17 protein-coding genes and 3 pseudogenes are annotated in these 22,100 nt (G+C 60.4%); 8 read left to right on the top strand and 12 right to left on the bottom strand.

The window, feature by feature from the left end; translation table 11 throughout:
- Positions 1–101: 101 nt before the first annotated feature.
- Positions 102–932: pseudogene (locus AC56QP_RS12615) on the bottom strand (nickel-dependent hydrogenase large subunit); the annotation flags it as partial.
- A pseudogene (locus AC56QP_RS12620) lies at positions 932–1,774 on the bottom strand (hydrogenase small subunit); the annotation flags it as partial. The pseudogenes AC56QP_RS12615 and AC56QP_RS12620, both read right to left, overlap by 1 nt.
- Before the next feature lie 552 nt (positions 1,775–2,326).
- Between AC56QP_RS12620 and aepX the strand changes: the two are divergent.
- The 5 genes from aepX (at position 2,327) to AC56QP_RS12645 (ending at position 7,727) form a co-directional block, all read left to right on the top strand.
- Positions 2,327–3,310: a phosphoenolpyruvate mutase gene (gene aepX / locus AC56QP_RS12625; protein WP_489859476.1), complete on the top strand. Its 984-nt coding sequence runs from the start codon at positions 2,327–2,329 to the stop codon at positions 3,308–3,310.
- Positions 3,292–4,527, top strand: coding sequence for an aminotransferase class I/II-fold pyridoxal phosphate-dependent enzyme (locus tag AC56QP_RS12630; protein WP_489859475.1), 1,236 nt, complete (start codon positions 3,292–3,294; stop codon positions 4,525–4,527). Before aepX ends, AC56QP_RS12630 begins: the two co-directional genes overlap by 19 nt.
- A complete protein-coding gene (locus AC56QP_RS12635) occupies positions 4,524–5,345 on the top strand; it encodes a phosphocholine cytidylyltransferase family protein (RefSeq protein ID WP_489859474.1) in 822 nt (273 codons plus the stop codon). The genes AC56QP_RS12630 and AC56QP_RS12635 overlap by 4 nt, the downstream gene beginning before the upstream one ends.
- Positions 5,342–5,956 (top strand): CDP-alcohol phosphatidyltransferase family protein, encoded by a 615-nt coding sequence (locus tag AC56QP_RS12640; RefSeq protein ID WP_489859473.1) that lies wholly within the window; start codon positions 5,342–5,344, stop codon positions 5,954–5,956. The genes AC56QP_RS12635 and AC56QP_RS12640 overlap by 4 nt, the downstream gene beginning before the upstream one ends.
- 670 nt (positions 5,957–6,626) lie before the next feature.
- Positions 6,627–7,727, top strand: coding sequence for a pyridoxal phosphate-dependent aminotransferase (locus AC56QP_RS12645; protein WP_489859472.1), 1,101 nt, complete (start codon positions 6,627–6,629; stop codon positions 7,725–7,727).
- Between the two features lie 447 nt (positions 7,728–8,174).
- Here the strand turns inward: AC56QP_RS12645 and AC56QP_RS12650 are convergent, their stop codons facing one another.
- The 6 genes from AC56QP_RS12650 to AC56QP_RS12675 all read right to left on the bottom strand — a co-directional run bounded on the left by AC56QP_RS12650 (position 8,175) and on the right by AC56QP_RS12675 (position 15,275).
- Complete coding sequence (locus AC56QP_RS12650; RefSeq protein ID WP_489859471.1) at positions 8,175–9,644, bottom strand: alkaline phosphatase family protein; 1,470 nt, start codon at positions 9,642–9,644, stop codon at positions 8,175–8,177.
- A 316-nt stretch (positions 9,645–9,960) separates the two neighbouring features.
- Positions 9,961–10,824, bottom strand: a complete 864-nt coding sequence (locus tag AC56QP_RS12655) for an ABC transporter permease (RefSeq protein WP_167458562.1) — start codon at positions 10,822–10,824, stop codon at positions 9,961–9,963.
- 8 nt (positions 10,825–10,832) lie between these two features.
- Entirely contained in the window at positions 10,833–11,768 is a 936-nt protein-coding gene (locus AC56QP_RS12660) for an ABC transporter permease (protein WP_489859470.1), read from the bottom strand.
- The gene (locus AC56QP_RS12665; RefSeq protein ID WP_489859469.1) at positions 11,768–12,760 is read right to left on the bottom strand and encodes an ABC transporter ATP-binding protein; all 993 of its coding nucleotides are present in this window, start codon (positions 12,758–12,760) and stop codon (positions 11,768–11,770) included. Before AC56QP_RS12665 ends, AC56QP_RS12660 begins: the two co-directional genes overlap by 1 nt.
- Complete coding sequence (locus AC56QP_RS12670; protein ID WP_489859468.1) at positions 12,757–13,806, bottom strand: ABC transporter ATP-binding protein; 1,050 nt, start codon at positions 13,804–13,806, stop codon at positions 12,757–12,759. The genes AC56QP_RS12665 and AC56QP_RS12670 overlap by 4 nt, the downstream gene beginning before the upstream one ends.
- Before the next feature lie 23 nt (positions 13,807–13,829).
- Complete coding sequence (locus AC56QP_RS12675; protein ID WP_489859467.1) at positions 13,830–15,275, bottom strand: ABC transporter substrate-binding protein; 1,446 nt, start codon at positions 15,273–15,275, stop codon at positions 13,830–13,832.
- Between the two features lie 346 nt (positions 15,276–15,621).
- Between AC56QP_RS12675 and AC56QP_RS12680 the strand changes: the two genes are divergently transcribed.
- The 3 genes from AC56QP_RS12680 to AC56QP_RS12690 all read left to right on the top strand — a co-directional run bounded on the left by AC56QP_RS12680 (position 15,622) and on the right by AC56QP_RS12690 (position 18,745).
- A complete protein-coding gene (locus AC56QP_RS12680; protein WP_489859466.1) occupies positions 15,622–16,533 on the top strand; it encodes a LysR family transcriptional regulator in 912 nt (303 codons plus the stop codon).
- 180 nt (positions 16,534–16,713) lie between these two features.
- The gene (locus AC56QP_RS12685) at positions 16,714–17,898 is read left to right on the top strand and encodes a pyridoxal phosphate-dependent aminotransferase (protein WP_489859465.1); all 1,185 of its coding nucleotides are present in this window, start codon (positions 16,714–16,716) and stop codon (positions 17,896–17,898) included.
- Complete coding sequence (locus AC56QP_RS12690) at positions 17,873–18,745, top strand: phosphonopyruvate hydrolase (protein ID WP_489859464.1); 873 nt, start codon at positions 17,873–17,875, stop codon at positions 18,743–18,745. Before AC56QP_RS12685 ends, AC56QP_RS12690 begins: the two co-directional genes overlap by 26 nt.
- A 106-nt stretch (positions 18,746–18,851) precedes the next feature.
- Here AC56QP_RS12690 and AC56QP_RS12695 read toward each other — a convergent pair.
- The 4 genes and pseudogenes from AC56QP_RS12695 to AC56QP_RS12710 form a co-directional block, all read right to left on the bottom strand.
- Positions 18,852–19,277, bottom strand: a pseudogene (locus tag AC56QP_RS12695) (hypothetical protein); the annotation flags it as partial.
- A gap of 8 nt (positions 19,278–19,285) precedes the next feature.
- Positions 19,286–20,149, bottom strand: a complete 864-nt coding sequence (locus AC56QP_RS12700; RefSeq protein ID WP_489863608.1) for an NAD(P)-dependent oxidoreductase — start codon at positions 20,147–20,149, stop codon at positions 19,286–19,288.
- A 20-nt stretch (positions 20,150–20,169) separates the two neighbouring features.
- Entirely contained in the window at positions 20,170–21,207 is a 1,038-nt protein-coding gene (locus AC56QP_RS12705) for a transketolase family protein (RefSeq protein WP_489859463.1), read from the bottom strand.
- The gene (locus tag AC56QP_RS12710; RefSeq protein WP_489859462.1) at positions 21,207–22,043 is read right to left on the bottom strand and encodes a transketolase; all 837 of its coding nucleotides are present in this window, start codon (positions 22,041–22,043) and stop codon (positions 21,207–21,209) included. Before AC56QP_RS12710 ends, AC56QP_RS12705 begins: the two co-directional genes overlap by 1 nt.
- Positions 22,044–22,100 lie beyond the last annotated feature (57 nt).

The raw sequence follows: 22,100 nt of genomic DNA on the forward strand, positions 1-22,100 counted from the left end.
GAGCTGATCGAGCTGAACCAGCTCAGGTCTCGGTCATGGCCTCTTTGGTGCAACGCAAGCTGCGTCCGGAGACGTTGAAGAGAGCTTCATCGTTGCCAGCGTATGTAGACGTTGTCGACGAAGGCGATGGTACGCTCGATGACGCTGCGGACGTAGTTCAGCCGCTCCATGTTGATCGGCGCGCCGGCCGCCATCTCACCGTCGATGTTGATCGCACAGGGCACGCCCCCCACCAGCCAGTTGGGATGGATGTCCTTGCCGCCGAAGATCGTGCGCGTCGTCATGATCTCCTTCTGGAAGTCAAGCGCTTCCAGATAGTGCGTCACCGCCATCAGGTCGGCTTCCGGCGGCAGCAGATAGGCCGGGTTGGTCCAGTAGCCGTTCTTGAACGGCCCGAGTTGGCCGCTCTCCACGAACTTCTTCAGCCGGTTCTGGATGTCACGGAAATAGCCCGGCGAGGACATCGGGTGGCTCGGCGAAACCGCCTGCTGCAGTTCCGACGTCGCCTTCGGGTCGGCTCTCAATGCGTTGACCGGGTTGACCCAGTCGAGCGCGTGCAGGTGGTAGAAGTGGACCAGATGGTCGTGCACCTGCAGCGAGAGCTGCATGATGTTACGGATCGAATTGGCGTTCTCCGGGATTATGATGCCCAGCGCGTCCTCGACCGCACGCACCGAGGTGAGCGCGTGCGTGCCGGTGCACACCCCGCAGATGCGCTGGGTGAAGGCCCAGGCGTCGCGCGGGTCGCGGCCCTTGAGGATGACCTCGAGCCCGCGCCACATGGTGCCGGTCGAGACCGCGTTGCGGATGATGTTGTTCTCGTCGATGTTGACCTCGCAGCGCATGTGGCCTTCGATCCGCGTGACCGGATCGACGACGACGCGCTGGCCGGAGGTATCGAGATTGAAGCCGTTCGGCGTCCGGATGCCCATCAGTTGTTCCCGCCTTTTTCGCGCATCCGCTTGACCACGCTCGCCGCCGCATGCGCGGCCGCGGCGGCGCCGACCACGGTCGCGGCTGTCGTGCCGATCCTGTCGGCATCGGCCTCGATGCCGAAGCCGTGGACGCGGGTCAGGCGGCTGTAGAAATCGCCCTTGTCCCAGAAGCCGTCCTCGGAGCAGCCGATGCAGGGATGGCCGGCCTGGATCGGGAAGGAGAGGCCGCCGTTCCAGCCCACCGTCGAGCAGGCGTTGTAGGTGGTCGGTCCCTTGCAGCCGACCTTGTAGAGGCAATAGCCCTTGCGCGCGCCCTCGTCATCGAAGGACTCGACGAACTGGCCGGCGTCGAAATGCGGGCGCCGATAGCATTTGTCGTGGATGCGCTGGCTGTAGAACATCTTCGGCCGGCCTTGCCGGTCGAGTTCGGGGAATTTCTCGAAGGTCAGGATATAAGTGATGACGGCCGTCATCACTTCTGCGATCGGCGGGCAACCGGGCACCTTGATGATCGGCTTGTCCGGCAGGCCGGGAACCTTATGGACGGGCGTAGCCCGCGTCGGGTTCGGCCGCGCGGCCTGTACGCAGCCCCAGGAGGCGCAGGAGCCCCAGGAGATGATCGCCTTGGCGTTGGAGGCGGCATGCTTGAGCTGGTCGACGAAGGGCTTGCCGCCGATGATGCAGAACATGCCATCCTCGTTGAGCGGCGGATTGCCTTCGACCGCGAGGATGTAGTTGCTCTTGTACTGTTCGACGACCTCGTCGACGATCGCCTCGGCCTGATGGCCGGCGGCCGCCATGAGCGTGTCGTCATAATCGAGTGAAAGCATCGACAGCACCGTTCTCCGAAGCCAGTGGCGCTAATGCCGCCCAGCCATCCGGCTTGCCGGTTTTCCAAGCTCAAGGCGCTGCTGCGCGCCAAGGCCGAGCGGGGACCAAGGCCCTGTGGGGCGCCGTGGGCTCGGTCCTCGGCCAATTCACCCCTGTCGGGTGTGCAAAACTAATTCAAGACTGCAAGATATGAACCGGATTAAACAGGACGCGCTCTAGCGTGGCACCAAGGACATCACGATTAGTGGGCGACCTGCCAACCTCGCACCGTTATGTAGCTTTTCCACTGTCGCGATCCCGACAGAATTGTATCGTCACAAACAAACGGAACCAGCCGCGCAAAGCCAACCTGTTGCAATAACAACGGCTTTTTAGCTGGCATGGCTCTTGCTGCTTGAACTGTAACGTGCGCTCCGGCACAGAGCCGCTTCCAGCGGATCTCACGAGCATTGCGCTATGTAGGCCAAAGGACTTTTCTACAGCGAGGTCAGGGCGACGATGAGTAATCGTCGCGTTTTACCGAGTTCATTGGACCTGAGTTTATGGAGGAGGTCATTACAATGAACAAGGCGATTTCGTTCGGGGCGGGAGTCTTGCCGGTGACGGAGTCATCGACGACCCTTCGCGAGCTCATTCTTTCTGACGACCTGACATTTTTGATGGAAGCGCATGATGGGCTTTCGGCAGCGATTGCCGAGCGTGCCGGTTTTCGCGGGCTCTGGGCTTCTGGTCTTTCCATCGCCTCGGCACTTGGCTATCGGGACGCCAACGAAGCGAGTTGGACGCAAGTCGTCGACGTCGTCGAGCACATAGTCGATGCGACGAACATCCCCGTTCTTGTCGACGGTGACAGCGGCTTCGGAAATTTCAACAATGCTCGCTTGGTCGCGCGGAAGCTTGAGCAACGCGGCGCCAGCGGCATCTGCCTTGAGGACAAGAGGTTCCCGAAAATGAACTCCTTCGTCGGCGATCGGCATCTGCTCGCTGACATTGACGAATTCTGCGGCCGTCTCGAGGCCGTAAAAGACACGACGGGACCGGATTTCGTCGTCGTCGCGCGGATCGAGGCGCTGATCGCCGGTCACGGTCTCGATGAGGCGCTGTCCCGGGCCGACGCTTATTCAGAGGCCGGCGCCGACGCAATCCTCATCCACTCCCGCGAGGACGTCGCAGACGAGATCCTGACCTTCGCCAAAGAATGGAACAACAAGCTGCCGGTCGTCATCGTCCCGACCAAATACTACAAAACCCCGACTTCAGTCTATCGTGATGCCGGCATTTCGGCCGTCATCTGGGCCAACCATTCGATGCGGGCGGCGATCGCCGGCATGCGAGACATCTGCGTCCGCATCTGGTCGGAAGAAAGCATCGCCGGGATCGAGGACCAGGTTGCCGGCCTCGACGAGCTGTTCAGCCTGATCGGCTACGACGAACTGGCTCAGGCGGAAGGGCGGTATCTGCCGAAGCACATCACACAGCCCCAGGCATTGAAAGAACCAACCAAACTTGGTTGCGGAGGGTGCACATGCTTGCGCGACGGATGAGCTTGTTCGGCTCAAGCGGCACGGCAGCAGCGCGCGCTGCAGCAAACGCGGCTGCTGATGCCGGGATGGAGATTGTTGATCTCACGGCCGGCGAGATCTGGAGCGATCTGGCACCGACGATCCGGGACGGAGCGATCGAGGCGATTCGACAAGGCCTGAACCGCTACACTGACACCATCGGCTTTATGGAGTTGCGCGAGGCGCTGGCACGGAAGGTATCGGTCGAGACGGGGCAGCTCTGGCGGGCCGACGAGCTCGCCGTGACGAACGGCGCCAAGCAGGCTCTTTTCAACGTGGCGATGACGCTGATCAATCCCGGCGACCAGGTCATCATTCCCGCACCCTACTGGACGACATTCCCAGCGCAGGTCCAGATCGCCGGCGGCACCCCAGTCCATATCGACACGCGAAGAAACGGCTACGTTCCACGGATCGACGACATCCAACGCGTCATCACGCCGATGACCCGGGCCATCGTCGTCAACACGCCCGCCAACCCCAGCGGCGCCGTCTACGACGCGGAGACTCTTTCGGGCATCGCCCAGCTGGCGATGGATCGGGATCTCTGGATCATCTTCGATGAATGTTACGGCCCCTTCACCTTTGATGGCCATCGGCATCATCCGGTGGTGTCACTGGCCCCGGAGGTCCGGGCTCGGACGGTGATCGTCAATGCCTTCTCCAAAAGCCTGGCCCTCACCGGCTGGCGCATCGGGTATCTCGCTGCGCCGAAGGAACTGATCACGGCTGTCAAGGCGATTCAGTCGCACACGACATCGAACCCGAATGTCGTTGCCCAGCATGCCGTGCTGCACCACCTGCGTGAGGGAGATGGCGCCTTTGAAGCCCGGCTCAAGGCCCAATTGACGGCGGCGCGGCAGGCTGGGCTTACCGCCCTCTCCGAGCTGCGTCGCGTGCCGATGCCTGTAGCACAGGGCGGGTTCTATTTCTATCTCGATCTGTCCGGCCTGTTGCGGCCGACGCTCGCCAATGGTCACGCCAGGACGGCTGACGACATCGTGGCCGCACTGCTCGCGCAGGCCGGCGTGGCCGGCGTGTCAGGCACTGCCTTCGGCGATCCCATGGGGCTCAGGCTCTCCTATGGCATTCCGCCGGAGCAACTCGAGCCGGGCCTTGAGCGTGTGGTCAGCGTCCTTAACGCCTGGAACCGAAAGAATCGTCGCAGCAACCAAAAAAGAGGGGCTATAGACCCATGACTGCAATTGCTCCGAGAAAGGCGGTGATTCTTGCCGCCGGGTTTGGCTCGCGCCTGCGTCCCCTCACCGATCTGCGGCCGAAGCCGCTGGTCGAAGTCAATGGCACGCCGATCCTTCACAACGCCTTGCAGAACCTCGAGGCAGTCGGCGTTCGGGAGGTGACGATCGTCGTCGGCTATCGCAAAGACGCGATTCAATATTCCTGCGGCCGACGCTTCGGTGGGCTCGATATCAATTATGTGGAGTCGACGGTCTTCGACCGCACGGGCAGCGCCTATTCGCTCTGGCTGGCACGCGACGCTTTACTATCGGGAGACTGCTATCTTCTTGAGGCCGACGTCTTCTTTGAGGAGGACGCGCTTCGGCGCTTGACGATAGATGACGCAGCGAATTCAGCCGCAGTAGCGCCTTTTCATCCGTCGATGGAGGGCTCTGCAGTAATCTTGTCCGAAGGCGGATTTATTTCCGAGGTCCGGCTTAAACAAACAGCTGCGGACCTAGTTTCCGGCGGCCCGGCTCTCTTCAAGACAATGAATCTCATTCGCTTCTCCGGCGCCACGCTCCGCACGATAATCGTGCCGGGCCTTGATAATCTCATCGGTTCCGGTGCGATCAAAGCTTACATGGAGGAGCTTCTTGCTCATCTCATCGAAAGCCGCGGCCTCCGGCTTGCGGCTGCCCGCTGCGATGAGCTGCGATGGTACGAGATAGACAGCGAGGCCGATCTACGAACTGCAGAGAACATATTTTCACCTAACGCGGATCTTCTTTTCCGGCATCAAAATCGTGTCGAGATAGGATCGGAGGGCTTCCAATGATCATCTATCTCTCGGACCGCGCGAACCAGATCACGATGCTTGGCCTCCTGGCATCAGCAACCGCGCTCTATTTTGCGCAATCGGGCAGACCGGAGCTTGCCATCGCGGCAGCGCTCTGGGCGGTCTTGGCAGACCATTTCGACGGAGTGGTCGCGAAGCGAACGAAAAACCGGTCTGCAGAGACGGCCAATATGGGGAAGAGTCTGGATGGATTTGCTGACCTCCTGTACGGCGCCGTCATTCCGGCCGCGGTACTAATGCAAATCGGAACAGGCGGTGTCTTACCGTTTGTAACGGGGCTCGCTCTGATACTCGCTGGTGCTTTGCGATTGAGTTATTTCAGCAATTTCGGGATGTCCGCAAAAGGGTATTTCACCGGCGTTCCGCTTTCCTACGACGTTCCGCTCATGGCAGTTCTTATGCTTATCGCAGCGTGGATTCCTTTCCCACTGTGGAACACTGCTACATGCGGACTCTTCTTGTTGCTTGCGGTTCTGCACGTGCTGCCCATCCCCGTGCCAAGTATGAATCGCACAATGTATGCAGCGGTCACCGTATTCGCGGTCGTGGCATCAATATTCCTAGCTTATCGCGGCTTTTCGGCGAGGTAGCCGGCCGAAGCCAGTCCGTCTCTCACCTCACGGTAAAGCAGCTCGCAAATGAATAGTCCGATCAAATGGCACGATCTAGGCGCTGTCGCCGAACACTGCCCTCTTTATGCGGCGGTAGCGCTCGATGTGCTCTCCTCTTTCATCCTGGCAAGATGACCGCGCGCTGTCGTTGCAGATGTCGGGCCCAACGGCGTTTGCATGGTTACGCAATCGAACCGAGCAAGGGAATGTCGGATCAGCGACCCGCGTTCGGACCGGCCGTCGATTTCGAATGGACGGTGGGTTCAGCGGAGGAACCGGACCCCCGGACGCATCTGTGACTGGGTCTGCATGGGAACCGCATCCCATTGGACAGACGGGGTCGAAACAACGTCTACAAGTTATTCGGCCGAATCGAGACGGTGCTCACTAAACCGGGCGGATTCGGCAAGTGCTTTCGATTGCCATGCGCATCATGAGGAGATGACCGCAGCCACCTACTTGGACATGTGGAGATCCTACCACGATGTCCCGAGGCAAATCGGCTCAGAACGCTGGCGCGAGATCTTAAAACCTGTGCTGGATCGCGTAGCGGGGAAAACCAAGGTCATCACACTCCATCACACTCATGCATGGACGAGCCGGTCAATCTGAACCGAACCAAAATTGGATAGATATGGGAGCCTAGATTATGCAACCTACACCTTTGCCTGGCGAGCCCCTTAGTCGTTCACTCGTTCATGATTTTCCCGGCGGGTATTGGCGCTATGGTATCACCGATCATGTTCTGCTGGTAAATCTATACTTTCCGCCCCATGGCTTCTATACCGCGCTTGGCGAGCGGCTTCCCGAGCTCATCAGTTGCTATCCGTCACCGCAGCCACATCTTGCTGAGCAGTTGGGCAGCTTGATTTCCCAAGATCCGCGGAACCTCGTTGTTGGCAATGGCGTTGCGGAACTGATTCATGCGAGCATCCAAGCGCTAAACTGGCGCTTAGCCGTTCCGACACCGTCCTTCAATCCATACGAGCAGGTGGTGTCGCCCGAGCGGCTGGCGCGGTTTCCTTTACCTGCTCCGGACTTCGAGCTCGATGTCGAGAAGTTCGCCTGGCATGCGATAGCGCATAACGCCGACGCGGTCGTTGTCATTTCGCCGAACAATCCAACCTCTAGGGGAGTGTTACGGCAGGAGCTTCTCCACCTCACAAAAATACTTCTAGCGAGAAATATTCGGATCATTGTCGATGAATCGTTCGTCGAATTCACCCCAGAGGGGGCTTGCGGAAGTGTCGAGGACAGAATCCAAGAATATCCAAACCTTGTGATATTCAAAAGCCTCGGGAAAATATTCGGTGTTTGCGGACTACGTCTCGGTTACATGCTCGCAAGCGATCAAAAGCTTATATCATCCGTACGAAGCAATTTGCCGGCATGGAATGTAAGTACTTTGGGAGAGTTTTTCCTCCACGCTCTGCCGAGCTACCAGCGCGAAGCGGAGGAAAGCTGGACTCAGGTGCGCCGGGATCGCGACCAGCTCTATTCAGAACTCGCGAAGATCCCTGATATGCTTGTACTTCGGCCCGATGCAAACTTCGTCTTTTGCCGCCTTCCAGATGATTGGCCAGATGGAGTCGCGCTCGCGGAAAAGCTCCTTGCGCACCATCGAGTCCTGATTCGCCACAGCGGGGCTAAAACGCTCAGCAAGGGAACTCGGTACCTGCGTATTGCTGCGCGGACGTTCGACGAAAACAGGCTTCTTGTAGAGCGCCTGCAGGAGGTCGCCGAAACGTAGAGACGGTACGAAACGGAGAAAGAAAAATGGCGAACCGATGGAAAATCCAGCGTGTCCCAAGTGAGGTGTGGCCCCGGGGAGAAGCTCGGGATCGGCTTTTGGCCCGCTGACATGGTTGGTCGCGATCGCCGGCGTCTACAACGGCGACATCGCCGAGCAAACAGAGCTGGATCGATTGTTGCAGGAACAAGGGACTGGCAAGCAGAATCTCCTTTCCATCTCAATCTATCTCAGCGACCTCAAAGAGAAGCTTTCGACGATATCTGGGTGGAGCGGATTGGTCCGGACCATGCCCATTGGCCTCAGCGCGCATGCGTCCAAGCCGAGCTGGAACATGGCATACGAGTGGAGGTCGCGTTGGAAAGGCGCATCAAGCATCGGCGCATCACGTTCATGGTCGCCTTTTCTTTCGTCGAAGGCTTGCCGCTGCGCAAACATGCGGTCCTATCATTCCGCCGTTCCGCTCTCGACGTAGGTCGAGGCTCCGACCCGGACACGCCGAAGAACCTGCCTGAAACGGCCAAGCCCCACATCAAAAGCTTCACTGCGACTTTCTGGGGCAGCCTTCTGGCCTGGCTCCACAACTTCGGTCAGAACCCGGCCGGTCATGCTTTCCGGCTGCTTTATCTCCAAGAGGTGCAGAATGGTCGGTGCGAAATCGCAGATCCCAGATGGGACCACGGAAACAGACCCCTGCCCGGGGAAAGCCGAACCAGCAACAACACCGAGGGCGACCAGTTCCCTAGGATGAAGACCACCATGAACGCCGAGGCCTGCACGGCGGTTGTTTTCGTAGAACGTGCCGCCGACAAGGCCGAATGGATCGACACTGTCATTCGCGCGGAAGCAAAAGGACACGTCCGGCGCGCGGACATGATCGATGAAAACAAGGTGGCTCCCGAGACTGCCGAGGGCGATGCCCTCGATATCATTCTTGGCGCGGGTAAAGACCGGCCCGCACCACGGCTCGCCGGTGATCGTGGCCACGATTCGAGCGATCCGTTCGTCGCTTGGGTCAGCGAGATAGAGCGCGCCGACCTGCCCGGGCACCACCACGACATCGACATCCGGTGCGGGTGCCGTACCGGGTCGGCAGCCCGCATCGCGCAGGCGCTCGACGACCGAAACCTGGGTATGACCCGTGATGTGTCCGTGGTCGGAGATCGCGATAATCTGTACGCCTTCAGCACGTCCCTCCGCTTCCCACCAGTCGAGCACTCGGCCAAACTGGCGGTCGCAATGTGCGATGATGGTCCGAGTCGCCTCAGCGCCGGTGCCGTGGAAGTGCGAGCTGACGTCTGGCTCGCCGTAGGAGAGGACCGTGACGTCCGGCCGGCATTTCGGCCAAATGACATCGAGAAATGCTGATGTGATCCAGTCTTGGCCGGCCTTGTCAGGCTTAGTGCTGGGCGGTTTCGGCGGCAACGGCCCGACAAGCTCTTCGGCTTGAGCCAGCAGATCGTCCGGCGTGCAGACCTCGCGGAAATGCCCCGAGAGCCGAACATGCCCGAAATCCTCGGCCTTGTGGTGGAAAAAGCGCGTTGTGCCGGGCGAGTTGGTGGCCAAGACGGCAAGACTCCGACCGGCCGAAGCGAGGATTTCCCCCAGTGTCTGTGTGGACATCAGCCGCCCACCGCTTTCCAGGTCAAGCTTGCGCAGGAGAACCGCGTCTTCTGTGTCGATGTAGCGGGACGGAGTGACTGAACGGTCGACATATATGTTCCCAACCATGCCGTGCCGGCTCGTGGTCGAACCGGTCACCAAGCTGGGAAAGGCCGAGCGGGTTTCGCTTGGATAGACCGTGCGATGGTTCGACAGAGTGATGCCCTGGGCCTGTAGACGGCAGAGGTTCGGCGTCAGGTCGGGTGCGACTAGGTCAGGGCGCAGGCCGTCGAAACTGACGATGAGGAAGCGCATACCGTGTATCTCGCAGTTCACGTTGACAAAGACGCCATTTCGCTAGCAGTCGCATATCGCGAGGACGCGCGACAAAGACCAGAATGGTTCGGAAGAGTCGGCGCCGATAATGAATTGATTTTCCAGCATGAACGCTCCGAGACCGCGGACATACCAGGGCCACTCATATGGGAGCACCATGCCGGGCTCAATTTCCGTCGTTTCGTTCGAGCAACCGATTGCCCCACGCTCCAATAGCAATCGTTTCATTTGTGAAACCTTGCATCTGTTTGATCCTCTTGTCCCTGATGAGGCGGCAGCCTTCGCTGCGTTCCCGTTACTGCAGTCCCTTGTCCAACCGGTCGCGCAGCCAGTCGCCCAACAGGCTGATGGAGAGCGTCGTCGTAACGATCAGCGCAGCTGGCGCAAACATGATCCATGGCGCACGTGTCATATACTCCCGGCCATAGCCGAGCATGTTTCCGAGGCTCGTCATCGGGGGCTGAACGCCAAGGCCCAGAAAGGACAGGCTGCTTTCCATGAGGATGATCTCCGGGAAAGTCAGCGTCATGGAAACAATGAGCGTCGATGAGATATTCGGGAGGATGTGCCGCAGATATACCTGCATTGGGCTCGCACCCAATTGACGGGCGGCGCTGGCGTAGCCTTGCGCGCTGGCGGCGATCGCAAGCCCGCGTGCGATACGGGCATAGCGCTCCCAGCCGTAAAGCCCCATCAGTCCAATGAACAACGGCAAAGCGTTCCCGAAAAACGCAAGGACCGACAGGGAAAGGATGAGGAATGGCATGGCTGCCTGGAAGTCAGCGAGCATCAGGATGAACTGTTCGACCCGACCTCGAAAGTGGGCCGCCGCAAAGCCCATGGTCGTGCCGAACCACGCCGAAATCAGCGTTGCCGCCAGAGCGACCAGAACTGAGATACGAACGGACACGATCAATCGTGATAGAATATCGCGTCCCAGTTCGTCCGTTCCAAGCAGATGCCGCGGATGGAATGGCGAAGCCAACCGGTTTGGCAGATCAAGAGCGGTGTATCGGTACGGAGCGATTTGATCGGCGAGCAGCGCTATACCAACGACAAAAACAATCCAGAGCAGGCTGGCGATGACGGTGAATGGGATTGGGTGGTGTTTGGTGTTCTTCCGCGTGCCAGCTGCCGTTTCGCTCACTTCTTCCATCATGTTCATTCTCAGTGTCCTCCGGAGGAGTTGGCTTCGGCCAGGCGCGGGTCGAGGAAGCCGTAGAGGAAGTCCACGATGAGATTGGAAAGCACCATTGCGACGGCCACCAGCAGGAGAATGCATTGCACGACCGCCAGATCGCGGGCTGCCACCGACACGACCAGCAGATTGCCGACACCCGGCCAGGAGAACACGCTCTCGACCACAACCGAACCCGCTATCAGATTGCCAACCATGATGCCGACAATCGTAACGGTTGGAATCGCGGCGTTCGGCAGCGCGTGACCACGCACAACCGCGGCCCAGGGGATTCCCTTTGCGCTGGCGGTACGGATGTAGGGCTGCCCCAGCACCTCCAGCATTGCACTTCGAACGAATCGGGCAAGCACCGCGGCGCCGCCAACGCCGAGAGTGATGATCGGCAGGATGAGATGCTGCAAACTGCCGGTGCCGCCGGTCGGCAGCCAGGCAAACCAGATTGCAAGGACTTGAACCAATACGAGGCCGAGGACAAAGCTTGGTACAGTATAACCTGCGACCGCCGTGACCATGACGGCGCGGTCAATAGCGGTGTTCCTATGCAAAGCGGCATAGATACCGGCTGGAATGCCGATCGCCAACTTCATCAGGAGCGCAGGCAGGGTCAGCATGAGGGTCGCCGGGATACGTCCCAGGACAAGATCAAGCGCGGGCCCGCCTCCACGCATCGAACGGCCGAACTCGCCTTGAAAGATTGCTGCGAAGTAATGGAGATATTGCATCCAAAGTGGCTGATCCAGATCCCACTCCCGGCGAAAGGCGGCCATGGCCTCGGGCGAAGCGTCGTCCCCCATGATGCTGCGGGCCGGATCTCCCGAGAGCCTCAGGACGATGAAGGCGAACGTGACCACCAGCGCGACTGTCAGAACGGCACGTAAGACACGGATGGCAAAGAAACGAAACATCAGGATCCAACCTCCTTGGTCGGCGGGTTGGTATGCACGGCATGACAGGCAACGGAGCGTCCGTCCGGCAGAGTTGAGAATGTGGGGCAGACACTCACACACTCCGGCCGCGCGATGGCACAGCGAGGGTGGAACGCGCAGCCGGTCGGACGGGCTGCAGGGTTGGGTGGTTCACCTTTGAGTATGATACGCTCGCGCGTGCGCCGGCCTGCAACAGGTACCGCTGAGACAAGCGCCTTAGTATAGGGGTGGGTGGGGTTCGAGAGCAGAAGATGTGTCTCGCCAAATTCGACGATGCGGCCGAGATACATCACAGCCATACTCTGACTGACCTGGCGAACCACTTTCAGATCATGACTGATGAAGAGGAGACTGAGACGCAATTCCTTCTGAAGGTCCATGAGGACGTTCACGACCTGGGCCTGGATCGAAACGTCGAGAGCCGAGACCGGCTCGTCGCAGACCAGCAACGCCGGTTGCATGATCAGCGCCCGAGCAAGAACAGCACGCTGACGCTGCCCACCCGACAGTTGATAAGGCAGGCTCGTGGCATGACTCGCATTCAGGCCAACCGCGTCGAGCATAGCCAGCGCTTTGTTGTTACGCTTCGATGCAGACCCGATGTCATGGATGTCCAGTGGTTCCCGGACCTGATCGATGATTGACAGTCGGCGGTCCAGCGCAGCGAGCGGATCCTGGTAGATCATTTGCATCTGCGCTCGCATACGGCGCCACGCTGGTGTATCGGTGGCCGGCAGTTCAGTACCGCGGAAGAGCACATATCCGCTGTTCGGCCGTTCAAGGCCGAGCGCGATCCGTCCTGTGGTTGATTTTCCCGAACCGGATTCGCCGACGAGAGCCAGCGTCTGCCCCTCTTTCAGAGACAGTGAGACTTCATCGACAGCATGGACAGGCACTTTTTTTCCGAAGAGACCCTGCCGCGTCGAATAGCTGCGCGAAATGCCGTGCAGGTCAAGAATACTTGCAGTCATGCCAGCACGCTTGTCTTGAGACTTAAGGGCTTCTGGGCCTCCGTGGCGGGCCCTGCTATGCAGGCGGAGAAGCCGCCGGCTTCGGTTTGCGCGAGTCGCGGAATGGTTACTTCACAAACCGCCATGCGTTGCGGACAACGGGGCGCAAACGGGCACCCCGGAGGCATGTTTTCAGGCTCCGGCACCTGCCCCTCGATGGGAATGAGCTGTCGCAACGCGCCTTCGAAAGGCGGCAAGGCCGCAAGAAGCCCTTGTGTATAAGGATGCCGCGGACTTGCAAAAATCGATTCTGAAGGCGCCGTCTCGACGACGAGGCCGCCATACATGACCATAATGCGTTCGCAGGTTTCGGAAACGACGCCGAGATCGTGGCTGATGAGAACAAGAGCCATGCCCGTCTCGCGCCGAATGGTGGTCAAGAGGTCCAGTATCTGGGCCTGGATTGTCGCGTCGAGCGCGGTGGTCGGCTCGTCGGCAACCAGGACGTCCGGCTTTCCGGCGAGCGCCGTGGCGATCATGACCCGCTGGTTCTGACCGCCGGACAGTTCATGGGGATAGGCGTCGAAGCGACGTTCCGCGTCCGGCAGGCCAACGAGCTCAAAAAGACGTTTTGCCTCGGCCCGGATGCTCGATCCCGACAGCCCCTGATGTCGAGCGAGAACTTCGCCAACCTGCCGACCAATTCGGATGACAGGATTGAGCGCGCTCGACGGATCCTGGAAGATCATCGCCACGCGTCCGCCCCTGATCCGGTCAAGCCGCATCGCTGCTGCGCCACGGAGTTCTTCCCCGTCCAGCCGAATGCTTCCCGACACGGTAGCCGTGCGAGGCAGAAGCCCGAGCGCGGCAAGCCAGGTAACGGACTTGCCGCTACCTGACTCGCCTACAATACCGATTGACTCGCCCCGTGCGACCGTGAGGTCGATCCCCCGAATTACCTGGACGCCGCTGAAGTCTACGGTGAGGCCTTCGATCGTGAGCAACGGTTGCGACGACCGAGCCGCCGTCAAAGCGGATGCTGGTGTTGTGCCGGCGAGAGTTGCCATCGCCGTCCCTCCTCTGGCGGTCATCAGTTTTGCGTATGCGCGGCGTTGAAAGGACCGAAGTTCAGGTCGAGTGTCTGCCCCGGGACCCAGGCGATATCCTTGCGCTTGCCATAGAACTGACCGGAACCGTGGAGGATCACGCAAGGCGGATCTTCCCGGTCAACGATCTGGAGCATTTGGCGGATGATCGGCCGGCGCGCTTGCGGGTCGGCCATCTTTTTCAACTGCTCACCAAGGCCGAAGTACTCATCATTGCTCCAGATACCCTCTTTGACGTTCTCCCCAAATGGTCCGAAGACGCGCCAGGCGTGGCCGAGCGGGTCCGGGAAGATGGCGGTGTTTGAACTGTCGTAAATTGCGTTGATCGGCTTGCTTTCGATCTGGGCGAAGTTCTCCATCATCTGGATTTCGACATTGATGCCGACCGCCCGCCACATTTCGACCATTATCTGCGCGCCGGCGACCTGGTTGGGATAGTAGTTGTTGAGCAATCGGTAGGTAATCATTTCACCATTGTAGCCGCTCTCGCGTAGGAGTTGACGCGCCAAGTCGGGGTCGTATTCGAGACCGGGGAAATCCTCGATATACGCATCGCCGAAGCTGGGGAGTTGGTAGCCGTTGGGAATGAGCAGCCTGTCCTGCCAAAGCGCCTGGACGATAGCCTCTCGGTCGATCGCGAGGCTAAGGGCACGGCGCACGCCAACTTTGCCGAGGATCGGACCGGTCGTGTCGATATTCAGTGCGCGGATATTCTGAACGGGGCCGCCGGAGACTTCGAGTTCGGGGTGCTTCTTGATTTCCGAGAACATGTCGGGAGAGAGATCCGTGATAAAGTCCACTTCGCCCGAGATGAGCGCGTTGACCCGTGAAGCCAGTTCGGGGATGATCCGGAAATGAATCCCTTCTAAGGGCGGCAGCCCACCCCAGTAGGCATCGTGCGCGGCCAGAACGACTTCGACATCGAGTGATTGGCTGACAATCCGATACGGGCCTGTTCCGACCGGCGCAGCCGTCCAGGCATCCCAGGAACCTGACGCTCCGAAAGCACGCTTGCTGACGATTTCCGCCCCCCAGGACGCCAATCGTTTCTCGATCAGCGCATCTTCGTCTTTGGTGTGGACAACGACAGTGTGGCTGTCGACGATGTCGACCTTGTCGATGGTGTCCAGAGTCTCCATGGCAGTGACCTTTCCTGCCATGTCTGGGCCAAGCAGGTGCTCAGGACTCAAAGTGAAGGCGACATCCTCAGCGGTGAAATCACCGTCATCATGGAACTTCACACCCTTACGCAGGAAAAGACGAACTGACTTGGCGTTCATCCGTTCCCAACGCTCCGCAAGGGCCGGACGTAACGTCATAGCGGACGTCTGGTCGAAGGCGAGCAATGTGTCGAACATCTGCGGCGCTATGCGCCGTGTCGCGGTGTGAGCGTACAAAACAGGCTCGACGGCGGGCGGGAAGCTGGACATGCCGATTCTAAGCGTCCGGCGAGCGGCGCCCTGGGCCTTCGCTGAAGGTACTCCAGTCATTGCCAAAAGACTGCTTGCCCCCCCGGCTACCAATAGATTACGTCGCGTTATCGAAAACATGTGCGTACCTGCCTCCAGTGTAGTCTCGCGAAGCAGATGTTTGCTTCGGGCTGTGAAAACTCTTTATTACGGCCATCGGCGTTTACGGCCATCGGCACTTCTCGGTACCCGGCGAGAACGAGCGGGAGTACTCACTCTGATTTGCTACAACCGCATGACAATCATCGAATAATCCGATAGCAAACACGCTCTTTTGGATGATCTAGGAAGGCGACTAAAACCGGCCATGTCAGACGGCAAAGATCTTTCGCTCAACGCTGTTCGGGCTTTCGTGCAGGTCGCACGCGACAACAGCGTCACCCGGGCTTCGAAAACCCTTGGCATCACCCAAAGCTCGGTGAGCCGCCACATCGCGGTGCTCGAGGAGTATTTCGGCGCAAAGCTGCTCGAACGGCATGGACGCCTGAGTCGGTTGACGGATTTCGGGCGGCTATTCGCCGATGCCGTTGCCGAGCCGCTCGACACGATTTTCTTTACGGCAAAGCGGATGCGCCGCGGTGACGGCAAAGGTGCCAACCGGCTCGTCGTCAGGACCTCGCTCTCGACCTTTGCCTATACGCTGCTGATTCCCAATTTGAGCGACTTCTCGAAGGAAATGGGCGGCGTTACGGTCGACGTCATCAGCACCCTGTCGGCCCCCGCCTCAACCGACAGCTTCGATGTGCTTCTGACCCGAGACCTGACGCTGACCGAACCGGGAGATCGATGGGATTTCTACGACGAACAACTCGTCTGCGTCGGGGCGCCCGACTGTGTCGCCGGCCGCGGGCTCGAAGCGCTGCGCACCACACCGGTGATTGCCGTCACGTCGCGGCCGGACATCCTGCCGACCTGGCTTCGCGGCATGGACCTGAAAACGTCGGACATCATCTCCGGGGCACGCTACGACCATTACTACCTAGCCCTGCCGGCGGTAACGACCGGTCAGACTTTGCTGGTGACACCCAATATCATCGTCGCGGATCTGATCAGACAGGGCCTCCTGGACGTGCTGCCCGGCTCGCGCGCGCCGAGCGGCATGCAGTACCGGGCCTATGCGGTCGATCGCAGCGACAATCCGGATCTCGCCCGCGCCTTCTGCCGTTGGCTCACAAGGCTCTGCCGGAAAAAAACCGAGGATGAGAGCGCCGGGAAATAATTGCTGACCGCAATGATGCATCGCAAAACGCGATCCTTTTGGCCGCTTTCCGCGATGCCAAAGCTGGCGAGCTAAGAGCGCCTCATTTAGCTCTGGGCATAACTCCCCTGCTCTGAGGAAAGTCCATTGCCGCTACTCGCCAAAAGACTGCAGGCCGTCCGCCCCTCCCAGACAAAAGCCATGACCGACAAGGCGAGCGCCTTGCGCGAACAAGGCATCGATATCATCACATTGAGCCAGGGCGAACCGAACTTCGACACGCCAGAATCCGTCCAGCAGGCCGGCATCGCCGCCATCCTTGATGGCAAGACGCGCTATACGCCGGTCGCCGGGGTCAAGCCGCTGCGCGAGGCGATCCGGGAGAAGCTCTCGCGAGACAACGGGGTCGATTATGACATCGACAACATCACCGTCGGCTGTGGCGCCAAGCAGATCGTCTTCAACGGCCTCTTCGCCACTCTCGATGCCGGGGACGAGGTCATCGTCCCCACGCCCTGCTGGGTGTCTTATCCGGACATGGTGCGGCTGGCCGGCGGCCAACCGGTGCTCGTCGCCTGCCACGAGCGGTCGGGTTTCAAGCTGAAGCCGGAACACCTGGAAGCGGCTATCACGCCGCGCACCAAATGGCTGATGCTGAATTCGCCGAACAATCCCACCGGCGCTGTCTATTCCAAGGCCGATCTGGCCGCTCTGGCCGAGGTCCTGCGCCGACACAGCCACGTCCACGTCCTTTCCGACGATATCTATGAAAAGCTCGTCTATGACGTGCCTTTCGCGACGATGGCCGAGGCCGCGCCGGATCTCATCGACAGGGTGCTGACGGTCAACGGCGTTTCCAAGTCCAGCGCCATGACGGGCTGGCGCCTTGGCTACGGGGCCGGTCCGAAAGATCTCATTAAGGCGATGAACACGATCGAGGGCCAGACGTCGTCGCACACCAGTTCGATCTCGCAATATGCGGCGATCGAGGCCATTGCCGGCAACCAGGACCACATCGTCGATTTCGTATCCGCTTTCCGCAAGCGCCGCGATCTCGTCGTCGAGCAGATTAATCAAGCCGAGGGCCTGAAGTGTCGCGTGCCGGACGGCGCCTTCTATGTCTTCGTCTCCTGCGCCGGTGTCATCGGCAAAGTGACCGGCAAGGGCAAGGTGATCGAGAACGACATGGATTTCGCCATGCATCTGCTGGAAGAGTTCGGCGTCGCGGTCGTGCCCGGCAGCGGCTTCATGGCCTCACCCTATATCCGCATTTCCTATGCCGCATCAGAGGACGAGTTGAAGCGCGCCTGCGGCCGCATTCTCGCCGCCTGCACCGCCCTGTCCGAAAGCGAGAAGACGTATGAGCAAAGCGAAGCAACTGCGTGACCGCATGGCCGAACGCGGCCTCGTCCACATCATGGCGGCCCATAGCCCGCTTTCGGCCGTCTTGGCCGAGGAAGCCGGTTTCGACGGGATCTGGGCCTCAGGCTTCGAGCTCTCCGCCCTCTACGGTCTGCCGGACATGAGCCTCATCTCGATGACGCAGCACCTCGACATGCTGCGGGCGATCGCCGGCCGGTCGTCGCTGCCGATCGTCGCCGATATCGACACCGGCTACGGCAATGCGATCAATGTCATCCATGCCATCTCCGAATATGAACGCGCCGGCGCCTCGGCGGTTGTCATCGAGGACAAGACCTTCCCGAAGGTCACCAGCCTCGCCGCCGGCGGCCGCCAGGAACTACTTCGGGTCGAGGAGTTTCAGGGCAAGATCAAGGCGGCCATCAGCACCCGCACCGACCCTGACTTCCTCGTCATCGCCCGGACAGAAGCGCTGATCGCCGGTCTCGGCGAAGAGGAAGCGCTGAAGCGCGCCACGGCCTATGTGCAGGCCGGGGCCGACATGATCCTGGTCCATTCGAAACAGAAAACGCCGGACGAAGTTGAAAGCTTCGTGCGCGCCTGGAGCGGCAAGGCGCCAATCGTGATCGTGCCGACGGCGTATCCGGAGATGAACGAGGAACGTATTAAGGCGCTCGGCAGGATCGCGATCGTTATCTACGGCAACCACGCGATCCGCGCTTCGGTCACGGCGATGAAGAATGTCTTCGCGCGCATTCTCAAGGATCGCGGCATCCACAACGTCAACCGAGACATCGTTTCCGTCGAGGAGGTGTTCCGTTTGCAAAGAATGGATCAGGTCAAAGCCGACGAGGAACGCTTTCTGCAGTAACGTTCGACCGAACATTGTGTCTGACCAGTGGATGAGCTGTCGCCATGACGAAGTGCCGTTGAAGACGGTCCTTAGGCCGTAACCTTTCTTCGAACTGTCTTGCCTCCTAAGGCAACAAAGCTGCCAAGGCGCGAGCCCGATCCTGCGGCTCGGCAAGTCCCTCGGTAAGGGCAGCGATTTGCCGTTGTAGCGCGGGCGTTAGCCCGGCCACGCCTGACCCGAGGGCTCGGAGAGCCTCGGTGCGATCCTCGGCGTCGTTAATGCCATCGGCGAGGACGACGAGACGCCTCTGGAGGTGTAGGCGATTGCTCCGCAAGCTCTGGCTGAGACTCGCAACGTCGCTGCTGATCAAGGGCGGAGCGGTCGAGCTCGCGGCTGACGATCTCCTGGATATTCTTCGGGAGACGCGTGAAGGCGCACTTGTTGCCGAGCACCCAATAGTCGTCCCAGAACGTGGCCAGTCGGGCTGCAGGACTTCTGCACCCCATAGAGCCCGCGGCGTCGCAATGATGGCGAGTGGATTCTCCTGCCCTCGATCGCTCACTTACCGTTGAGGGCGCGATAGGCGCGGATCACCTGGCTGTCGTCGACTTGGCCGTCGCCGCGGCCGGAAACGGAAAGAAAGAGCTGGTGGGACAAAGCGGCGAATGGCAGCGCTCGGCCCGCCTCGAGCACCATGCCGAGATCCTTGACGAAGATATCGATTGTGCTGGAGACCTCCGTGTCGTCCATGATCATGCGCGGCCCGCGATCTTTCAGCATCCAACTTGAGGCTGATGTGCCCGAGAGTATGGTGAGCATGCACGCGGCATCGACGCCGACCTTCTCAGCAAGCGAAAAGGCCTCGGCCGCGACTGCGATGTGAACGCCGCAGAGCAGCTGATTGACAGTCTTGACGGCTGCTCCCTGCCCGGGGCGCTCGCCGATGTGGAAGACCCTGTCGCCCATCGCCTTGAAGATCGGCTGGGCTGCCTCGAAGACCCCCTGCGGCGCAGCCGCCATGATCGTAAGCGTCCCGGCTATTGCCCCGGCAGTGCCGCCCGAGACCGGCGCGTCAATGAATCCTCGCCCGGTCGCGGTAACGCGCGCGGCGATTGATTCGACCGATTTCGGCGGACAGGTCGCCATCAGACAGACGATCGCGTCAGCAGGCGCGGCCGCCAGCGCTCCATCTGTGAAGAGCACCGTTTGCGCCTGCGCCGCATCGACCACCATGAGCACGACAAAATTCGCACCCGCGCAGGATCCGGCAGCCGAGGCGGCTGGCGTGCCTCCCGCCGCTTGTAGATCCGCCAGGCTCTTTGCGGCGATATCGAAGCCCTGAACCTCAAAGCTGCTTTTGAGAAGATTTCGGGCCATGGGCCCGCCCATCGAGCCGAGTCCGATGAAGGCTATCTTTGTCATGCTGCCATCCTCCTTTGCCCCTAGAGCCAGCTCTTTACGGCGTCGCACATGGCGCTCGTGGAAAGCCCGTAGCGGTCGTGAAGGGTCGGCAGCGCACCAGCGTCGAGGAACTCGTCGGGCAACCCGATCTGGCGGAAGGCGGGCGGCCGGACATTGGCGCGCATCAGCAGGCCGGCAACGGCTTCGCCAAGGCCACCGACCACCATGTGGTTCTCGGCCACGATCACCATGCGCCCGGTGCGGGACGCTTCGCGCAGGATCGTGGCCTCGTCGAGCGGCTTGATCGTGGGCACGTGCAGGACGCCGATAGCGACGCGATCGCCGCGCAGCACCTCGGCTGCCTCCAGTGCACGCATGGTCATGAAGCCGGAAGAGACGATCAGCGCATCGGCGCCCTCGCGCAGCTGTTTCGCCCTACCGAGCTCGAAGCTATAGCCGTACTCGTCGAGCACGAGCGGAACGTTGCCGCGCAGAAGCCGCATATAAACCGGTCCCTGATGCGCGGCGAGCGCCGGAACCGCGTGCTCGATCTCATGCGCATCGCAGGGATCGACGATCATTAGGTTTGGTGTCCCTCGGAAGATCGCGATGTCTTCAGTCGCCTGGTGGGTCGGCCCATATCCGGTTGTCAGGCCCGGCAGGGCGCAGACGATCTTGACGTTGAGGTTCTGCTGCGCGATCGCGAGGCAGATGAAGTCGTAGGCGCGCCGCGAGGCGAAGACCGCATAGGTTGAGGCCCAAGGCATGAACCCCTCGCGGGCGAGGCCTGCCGCAGCGCTCATCAAGAGCTGCTCAGCCATGCCCATCTGGTAGAAGCGATCGGGATGCCTCTGGGCAAATATATGAAGATCGGTGTATTTGCCGAGATCGGCGGTCAGTCCCAGGATTTCGGGTTGCGAGTCCGCGAGCTTCGCCAGCGCATGCCCGAACGGCGCAGGTTTCGTGCGCTGATGTGGCCCCGCCAGCGAGGCGATCATGGCCGCGGTGGTCAGGCGCGGGCGGCCATCATAGGCAGCGCGATCGAGATGAGCGGGCTGGATATATTTCGAGCGCCTCATCACACGATCTCCGACTCGATGAAGTTGAGCGCCTGCGCCCATTCGTCCTTGTCGACGCGCAGGAAGTGGTTCGGCTCGCGCGCCTCCAGGAAGGGCACTCCCTTCGCCATTTTGGTGTCGCAGATAATGATGCGCGGCTGCGGCCCGTCATGATGCCGGGCGGCATCGAAGGCCTTCAACAGCGCATCGATGTCGTTGCCATCGACGCGCTGGACGAACCAGCCGAAGGCTTCGAACTTCGGCGCGAGCGGCTCGAAATTGAGGATCTCCGTCGAGGGACCATCGGCCTGCATGTTGTTGACGTCAACGATGCCGATCAGGTTGTCGAGCTTGTAGCTTCCGGCCGACATCGCGGCTTCCCAGGTCGAGCCCTCGTCGAGCTCGCCGTCGGAGAACAGGTTGTAGACGAACGATTTCGAGCCTCTGCGCTTCAGCCCGAGGCAAGACCCGACGGCAATGCCAAGACCTTGGCCGAGCGAGCCGCCAGTGATCTCCATTCCCGGGGTGTAGGCAGCCATTCCGGACATCGGCAAGCGGCTGTCATCGCTGCCATAGGTCTCGATCTCGTCTTCCGGGATGACCTTGGCCTCGATCAGCGCAGCGTATAGCGCGATCGCATAGTGACCGATCGAGAGGAGGAAGCGGTCGCGCCCCTCCCATTGCGGGTCGTCGGGCCGATAGTTCAGCGCGTGGAAATAGGAGACCGCCAGCACATCGGCGATGCCGAGCGCCTGGGCGATGTAGCCTTGCCCCTGAACCTGTCCCATGCGCAACGCGTGGCGCCGGATGCGTCGGGCCCGTTCTCGCAACGTCACGTTGTGATCAATTGCCGTCATTTTGTCGAGGATCTTCCCTTCGTCACAGGCAATGCGACATCGTGCGGCAAAGTCACG

Source organism: Mesorhizobium sp. RCAM 05104, assembly GCF_059683645.1.

Excerpts from the sequence above, each read along its gene's own strand:
- aepX (WP_489859476.1), top strand. The coding sequence starts at position 2,327 with ATGAACAAGGCGATTTCGTTCGGGGCGGGAGTCTTGCCGGTGACGGAG.
- AC56QP_RS12630 (WP_489859475.1), top strand. The coding sequence starts at position 3,292 with ATGCTTGCGCGACGGATGAGCTTGTTCGGCTCAAGCGGCACGGCAGCA.
- AC56QP_RS12635 (WP_489859474.1), top strand. The coding sequence starts at position 4,524 with ATGACTGCAATTGCTCCGAGAAAGGCGGTGATTCTTGCCGCCGGGTTT.
- AC56QP_RS12640 (WP_489859473.1), top strand. The coding sequence starts at position 5,342 with ATGATCATCTATCTCTCGGACCGCGCGAACCAGATCACGATGCTTGGC.
- AC56QP_RS12645 (WP_489859472.1), top strand. The coding sequence starts at position 6,627 with ATGCAACCTACACCTTTGCCTGGCGAGCCCCTTAGTCGTTCACTCGTT.
- AC56QP_RS12650 (WP_489859471.1), bottom strand. The coding sequence starts at position 9,644 with ATGCGCTTCCTCATCGTCAGTTTCGACGGCCTGCGCCCTGACCTAGTC.
- AC56QP_RS12655 (WP_167458562.1), bottom strand. The coding sequence starts at position 10,824 with ATGATGGAAGAAGTGAGCGAAACGGCAGCTGGCACGCGGAAGAACACC.
- AC56QP_RS12660 (WP_489859470.1), bottom strand. The coding sequence starts at position 11,768 with ATGTTTCGTTTCTTTGCCATCCGTGTCTTACGTGCCGTTCTGACAGTC.
- AC56QP_RS12665 (WP_489859469.1), bottom strand. The coding sequence starts at position 12,760 with ATGACTGCAAGTATTCTTGACCTGCACGGCATTTCGCGCAGCTATTCG.
- AC56QP_RS12670 (WP_489859468.1), bottom strand. The coding sequence starts at position 13,806 with ATGGCAACTCTCGCCGGCACAACACCAGCATCCGCTTTGACGGCGGCT.
- AC56QP_RS12675 (WP_489859467.1), bottom strand. The coding sequence starts at position 15,275 with ATGTCCAGCTTCCCGCCCGCCGTCGAGCCTGTTTTGTACGCTCACACC.
- AC56QP_RS12680 (WP_489859466.1), top strand. The coding sequence starts at position 15,622 with ATGTCAGACGGCAAAGATCTTTCGCTCAACGCTGTTCGGGCTTTCGTG.
- AC56QP_RS12685 (WP_489859465.1), top strand. The coding sequence starts at position 16,714 with ATGACCGACAAGGCGAGCGCCTTGCGCGAACAAGGCATCGATATCATC.
- AC56QP_RS12690 (WP_489859464.1), top strand. The coding sequence starts at position 17,873 with ATGAGCAAAGCGAAGCAACTGCGTGACCGCATGGCCGAACGCGGCCTC.
- AC56QP_RS12700 (WP_489863608.1), bottom strand. The coding sequence starts at position 20,149 with ATGACAAAGATAGCCTTCATCGGACTCGGCTCGATGGGCGGGCCCATG.
- AC56QP_RS12705 (WP_489859463.1), bottom strand. The coding sequence starts at position 21,207 with ATGAGGCGCTCGAAATATATCCAGCCCGCTCATCTCGATCGCGCTGCC.
- AC56QP_RS12710 (WP_489859462.1), bottom strand. The coding sequence starts at position 22,043 with ATGACGGCAATTGATCACAACGTGACGTTGCGAGAACGGGCCCGACGC.